This is a genomic window from uncultured Porphyromonas sp. (assembly GCF_902489635.1).
Taxonomy (GTDB): domain Bacteria; phylum Bacteroidota; class Bacteroidia; order Bacteroidales; family Porphyromonadaceae; genus Porphyromonas.
Genome location: NZ_CABUAN010000027.1, coordinates 23,143 through 29,802, shown reverse-complemented (window position 1 = coordinate 29,802; position 6,660 = coordinate 23,143). Strand labels below are relative to the sequence as shown.

Here is a 6,660-nt window from a genome sequence, read left to right as displayed (position 1 = left end):
CTTTCATAGTTGTTGGGGTTGGCTTCCCAACTGTGTACTATTTCAGGAGAGGACAAAATAAAAAATATCCACGTGGAGATTTGAGATTTTCCACGTGGATATTCGAGAAAGGATGGGATCGGACGATTTTCTCCGTAAAGATATGTAAATAGAGACTAGAGGTTAGAAGTTAGAGACTAGAGGTTAGAAGTTAGAGATTAGAGATTAGAAATTAGGAATCGGAGAGCATCGGAAGGATCGGAGAGATCGGAGGAGGAGGAATTAGAGGTTAGAGATTAGAAGTTAGAGATTAGAGAGTGGAGCGATCGGGATTGACGGGATGCTGGATGGTGGGTCGGGACACGTTTTTGGGCGGGAACGTGCGATATCCACGTGGAGATTTTCAAACCCCTCCGTGGGGATTTTTTAATCCCCACGGGGGGACGGAATGATCCCCACGGAGGGACGAAGTGATCCCAAGGGAGGAATTTAGAAATCCCCACGGAGGGACGAAATAAAACTTCGGAAGAATGAAATGAAACTTCGGAAGAATGAAATGATAAGTCCGAAGAGTTTTTTCGCGCCTATGTGGGAAATAAAAAATAGCCACGTGGAAGTTTGGGGCTTCCCACGTGGCTATCGTGTGTGACTCGGACGCTGTCCGAAAGTTTACGTGTAGTGATACGTCGGGTCGTTACGCCGTGACGACGGACGCTGTCCGATGACGACTGTCGCAGGACTAGTCGAGGAGCTTCTGAGCCTCCTCCTGTAGCTTAGCCTTGCTCTGTGCGCCGACGAGCTTGCTGACCATCTCACCGCCCTTGAAGAAGAGGATCGTTGGGATGTTGCGGATGCCGTACTGACTGGGCAGATCGCTGTTTTCGTCGACGTTGACCTTGCCGATGATGATCTTGCCGTCGAACTCCTCAGCGAGCTCCTCAATCATCGGGCCGATCATCTGACAGGGACCACACCAGGTAGCCCAGAAGTCTAGGATCATCGGTTTGCCCTCAGCCATCAGACCGGCTATATTTGCATCTGTTATTTCCATTGCCATAGTTCTTGTGTATTTAGAGTTAGTATGAAATGTCTTCTATATAATAGGTAGGGACTATCACTTAGCTGTCTGCACGGTACACTGGATCTGATACTTCTTGACGATCTCCAGGAGCCACTTGCCGGGCTCTATGCTGGGTGCATACATGGTGGTCGTGTAGGGTACCATAGAGGAGCAGAAGGTTATCTCTAGCTCCGTCTTACCGGGGTGATCCTTGATTGCGTTGCCCAGCTCGATAGCACCCTCGAGGGTGTTGGGGCGGTCGAGTATCTCCTCCTCGCCGTCGGCACCCTCTTCGTATGCAACCGTTGGGGTGGCGTCTTCGCCCTGACTCAGATTGATGGTCAGCTGGATGCTCCTGAAGGCATCCTCAGTGATGTCTGAGAGGAGCTGCATGCTCTGCACAGTGCGGTAGAGGCGATTCGGATCGTATCGGCTTGGCGTGACGCTCATCTTCGCTAAGATGGCTAGTCCTTCCTGTGCAAAGTTACCGAAATTTACGTAATCCTGCCCAAAGAGCGGTATCTCGCCCGTGCCAGAGGTGTCTTCGATCTGGATAATGGCGTAAGGCTGGTTTTTCTTGCTAATGCCTTGACGCACCTTGGTGACTAGACCGGCGCTGGTGAGCTGTGTGAGGCCTAGCTCGGCAAAGTGCTCTAGGTCGGAAGCGGGGCAGTTGCAGATGTTCTCGATGATAAAGGCGTAGGGGTCTAGCGGGTGGGCACTCAGGTACATACCTATATAGGTCTGCTCCTTGGTGAGTCGCTCTAGATGGCTCCAGGGCTCCACATCCTTGGGGGGCATTGGCTTGGGGAGCTTGACACTGGGGTCGCTATCGCCAAAGAGTGAGGCCTGCACCTGCGTGCGCTCGCTCTCGAGGATCTTGCCGTACTGCATGAGTGCTGTGAGGAAGGTCTCGTCCTTGCCATAGGAGAGGCTGCTCGCGTTACTCTTAGCGATGGGTGCGAAGTAAACCTCTCGCTCGATGCCAAAGTTGTCGAAGGCACCTGACAGGATGAGTGCCTCGAGCGCGCGTCGTGAGCAGTTGCTCAGGTCGGTGCGCTGGAAGAAGTCGTATACGTCTTGGTAGGGGCCATGCTCCTCGCGCTCCTGTATGATAGCCTCAGCGACTGATAGCCCGACGTGTGAGATACCTCCGAGGCCAAAGCGTATGACGCCCTCTTTGTTTGCCGAGAAGGCGGAGAAGCTCTCGTTGACGTCTGGCCCCTTGACCTCTAGTCCCATGTGCTGCACCTCCTCGAGGTACTTGGTGAGCTTGTCGGACTTGTTTTGGTTGCAGGTCAGTAGTGCTGCCATAAACTGTGCGGGGTAGTGCGCCTTGAGGTAAGCGGTCTGGTAGGCGACCCAGGCGTAGCAGACGGAGTGACTCTTGTTGAAGGCGTAGCTGGCAAACTTCTGCCACCCGTCGTAGATGCGCTCGAGGGTGTCACGTGGATGTCCCTTGGCGACCCCGTTTTCGACAAACTTGATGCGGTACTTGGCCATCTCTTTTTCCTTCTTCTTACCCATCGCCTTACGCAGGCTATCGCTGTCGCCTCGTGTGAAGTCGCCCAGCACACGAGAGAGGATCATCACCTGCTCCTGGTAGACGGTGATGCCGTAGGTGTCCTTGAGGTAAGGCTCCATCTCGGGCAGGTCGTAGGTGATCTCCTGACGACCATGCTTGCGCTCGATGAAGGTGGGGATATTGTCCATAGGACCTGGGCGGTAGAGCGCATTCATAGCGACTAGATCCTTAAACTCGGTCGGCTCAAGCTGCTGTAGGTACTTGCGCATGCCTGGGCTCTCAAACTGGAAGGTGCCGACGGTGTCACCGCGTGAGTATAGCTCGAAGGTCTTGGGATCGTCGACGGGGATCGTGTCGATGTCTAGGTCTATGCCGTAGCTCATCTTGATGTTTTCTAGGGCATCGTTGATGATGCTGAGGGTCTGCAGACCGAGGAAGTCCATCTTGATCAGTCCCGTGGGCTCGATCACCTTACCCTCATACTGCGCTACCAGCTTGCGCTCGTTGGTGTCTGGGTCGATGGCGGTAGAGAGGGGAACGACATCGCTGACGGGCGGACCACTGATGATGACACCGCAGGCGTGTACGCCTGTGGTACTAGCTGTACCCTCTAGCTGACGGGCATAGCGGATCGTATTGGCTAGCTGCTCGTTCTGACTAACGGATGCCTCGCGAAACTCTTGGTTGTTTTGCACCATCCACTCTAGGTTGAGGTGCTTGACCCCTTCGGGCGCTCTATCGGGGATGAGTTTGCAGAGCCTATTGGCTTGGTCTAGCGGCAGCTCCTCGACGCGTGCCACCCCTTTGATCGCCCCTTTTGTAGCCATCGTGGTGAGCGTGATGATGTTGGACACATGATCGCGACCATACTTATTGGTGACCCACTCGAGGACACGCCAGCGGTTCTTATCGTCAAAGTCAATGTCGATATCGGGCATGGAGATACGGTCGGGGTTGAGAAAACGCTCGAAGAGCAAGCCGTACTTGATCGGCTCGATCTGGGTGATCGAGAGGCAGTAAGCGACCGCAGAGCCAGCTGCGGACCCACGACCGGGACCGACGCGCACGCCTAGCTGTCGGGCTGCTGCGATGAAGTCCTGCACGACGAGGAAGTAGCCGGGGAAGCCCATGTTCTGTATCACGCCCAGCTCCATGTCGATGCGCTCCTGTACCTCTGTGGGGACGGGGTCGCCGTAGCGCTTCTTGGCACCCTCGTAGGTGAGGTGGCGCAGGTAGTCGTCTTCGCTAGCAAAGCCCTCGGGAAGCTCGAAGTGAGGCATCAGCGGAGCGTGGTCGATGCTGTAGTACTCCACCTTGTTGCACACCTCTAGCGTGTTCTCCAGTACGTCTGGGTAGTCGGCAAAGATTGCCGTCATCTCTTCGGGCGACTTGAGCCACTCCTGCTTGGTGTAACGCATACGATTGGGATCGGAGATGGGCGTATTGGTCGTCATACAGATCAGGTGATCGTGCGCCTCGGCATCTTCTTCGTTCAGGAAGTGGGTGTCGTTCGTCGCAATGACTTTGATGCCCAGCTCTTGTCCCATCTTGATCACCTCCTGAGCTACTTGTAGCTGCTTGCGGTAGGTCTCCTGACCACTCGGCGAGTCGCTATTCGGATGGAGCATGATCTCTAGGTAGTAGTCCTCGCCGAAGGTCTCCTTGTACCACAGTGCCGTCTGGCGCGCCTCGTCGAGACGCCCATGCAGGATGTGCTGTGCGATCTCGCCCCCGAGGCAAGCACTGGAGGCGATGATCCCCTCATGATGCTCTGCTAGCAGCTTCTTGTCGATACGCGGCTTGTAATACTCACCATGCTCCCACGCTATGGAGACCATCTTGATGAGGTTGCGGTAACCCTGGAGGTTCTTAGCTAGGAGTATCAGGTGGTAGCCACTGCGGTCTATGCTGCGGGTGGGGTTGTCGGGATCTTTGGCATCTTTGTCCTTCAGCTCGAGCGAACGGCGCGCTACGTACACCTCACAGCCTATGATCGCCTTGAAGAGGCTCTGCTCGATCGTCTTGATCTCCCCTTCGATGCGCGCGATCTCGTCTGCATTGGATGCATCGGCTTCTAGCTCTTTGATCTGCTTGCGGAGCGACTTGATCTGGGCGAGCTTGTCGCCGTTGATCTTATCGTTGGCATAGTTGGTAAAGTTCTTGATGCCATACATAGCACCGTGATCGGTGAGTGCAATGCCCGGCATACCGCAGGCGACCGCCTTGTCGACGAGCTTCTCGACGGGTGCCATACCATCTAGTATAGAGTAGTGCGAGTGAACGTGCAGCGGCACGTACATACGTGTCCCAGCCGAGGGACTATGGGGAGTGTCGGGAGTGTGATTCATGAGACTGAGCGTGAGATGTAAAGAGGTGCGAGCGAGCTTCGGGTCGCTCTCTCGGGTGCAATGATGCACCCGCAGATCCTCCCTACAAAGATACACTATTCGGCGCAAATGATCCCCGATAGAGACTGCTGCATAAGTCAACAGTCTCACGAGGGGAGGGCTACTGGCCCTCCTTTGGTCACTAGAATAGATTAGCGGGACCACCTCACCATCGTGAGATGATCCCGCTATCGGTATGTTTGGGGGGAAAGGTGCTAGGCTACTTCTCCTCTGGTGCTGACTCCTCGCTCTCCTCGTCCTCTGGCTCCTCGTCATGGAACTTGAGTAGCGTGTTGATCTCCTCCTGGAGCTTGGTGTGCACCTTATAGAGCTCGTCGACAGAGAGAGGCTCCTGCTCGTCGAGCGTGACTAGCTCCTTAACCTTTGCTGCGAGAGCCTGCTCCTTAGCCTGCTCCTTAGCGGCAAAGAGCTGCTCGCTGTGCTGCTCCATCGTATTGTTGACGAGGCTCTCGATGAATTCATCGTTGGAGAGTAGCTGACCGAGACCAGCAGCTTGTACTTGTCTCATGACACCCTCTCTGACGATCTGACGAACCAGTCCTTCGGAGACCTCAACGTCTAGCTGCTTGATGAGCTCGGCGATCATGCACTGGTAGCGCACGTAAGGCATAACCTGGTTGATCCGCTCGTCGTACTCCTCCTGAGTCTCCTCCTCTGTCTTTTCGTTGAGTAGGAGGGCTAGGTGCTTGTCAGAGAAGGGCAGCCCCTGGATCTGCTCGACGACATACTTGGAGACGACCGTGGTAAAGACATCGTTAGCCATCGATGCGTTGCGCGACTCCTGCATGCGCTTTAGCTCAGCTCTGAGTCCCTCCTCGGTAGTCACCTCGGTCGTTGGGCCGAGCATCAGCTTAAAGAGCTTCTCATCGATAGCGTGTGGTGTGTTGCGTAGGATGCGGTTGATCTTGATCTCAAAGGGGTTCGTGTGATCCTTGACCTCCTCCTGCTTGATCTGGAGGAAAGAGGCGATCTCGACCTCGCTGCCGTCATAAGCCTTCTGTAGGTCTATGGTGAGCGTGTCACCCTTGTGAGCCTTTAGGATCTCTGCGCGAACCTCCTCATTGGTCACATATTGTGGCATGAGGAAGCTCTCCTCAAGCGCGATGCCCTCAGAGGTGTGCTTGCCCTTGTCATCTAGCTCCTGTACAGAGACGTAGAGGATATCTTTCTCCTGTACGTCCTCGACCTCGGAGCGCTCGCCAGCACTCTCCTGAGCGTTGCTGATCATCTGATCGATCTCGGCATCGTCGACCTGGACGGTGTAGTGGGGGAGTGTCACGCTGCTATCGATCGTCTGGGGGAACTGAGGAAGCAGTCCCGTCGATATCTGTAGCTGGTAGTCTGTCTGCTCAGGCGTATAGCTATTGTCGTCTTGCTCCATGAGCAGACCGCCGACCGTCTTAATGCCCTGCTCCTTAAGATAGTTAACGGCCTCATCGGATGTGGCTCTGCTGACAACGTTAAAGCGCACAGCCTGACCGTACTTCTTCTCAATGAGTGCTGCTGGGGTCTTGCCTGGGCGGAATCCTGGCGTTTCAGTTGTCTTGCGCAGCTGCTTCAACTGATCGGTGACTTTCTCTTTAATTTCGTCACTGGTGAGCGTGATGTTCAAGAGAACCTGATCTTCCTTAAGCTCGTGTGATATGTTCATAGGACTAAGATGCTATATGCGTGTATATTTAGTTATA

At 54.6% G+C, this 6,660-nt stretch carries 3 protein-coding genes; all 3 read right to left on the bottom strand.

Going from position 1 to position 6,660, the window contains the following annotated elements; genetic code table 11:
* Positions 1-718 precede the first annotated feature (718 nt).
* Complete coding sequence (trxA, locus tag RDM37_RS06275) at positions 719-1,036, bottom strand: thioredoxin (RefSeq protein WP_293965491.1); 318 nt, start codon at positions 1,034-1,036, stop codon at positions 719-721.
* A 57-nt stretch (positions 1,037-1,093) separates the two neighbouring features.
* Positions 1,094-4,912, bottom strand: coding sequence for a DNA polymerase III subunit alpha (dnaE, locus tag RDM37_RS06270; protein ID WP_308555961.1), 3,819 nt, complete (start codon positions 4,910-4,912; stop codon positions 1,094-1,096).
* 259 nt (positions 4,913-5,171) lie between these two features.
* Positions 5,172-6,623 (bottom strand): trigger factor, encoded by a 1,452-nt coding sequence (locus RDM37_RS06265; RefSeq protein WP_308555958.1) that lies wholly within the window; start codon positions 6,621-6,623, stop codon positions 5,172-5,174.
* Positions 6,624-6,660: the final 37 nt, after the last annotated feature.

Coding starts and splice junctions, on each gene's coding strand:
- trxA (WP_293965491.1), bottom strand. CDS start 1,036: ATGGCAATGGAAATAACAGATGCAAATATAGCCGGTCTGATGGCTGAG.
- dnaE (WP_308555961.1), bottom strand. CDS start 4,912: ATGAATCACACTCCCGACACTCCCCATAGTCCCTCGGCTGGGACACGT.
- RDM37_RS06265 (WP_308555958.1), bottom strand. CDS start 6,623: ATGAACATATCACACGAGCTTAAGGAAGATCAGGTTCTCTTGAACATC.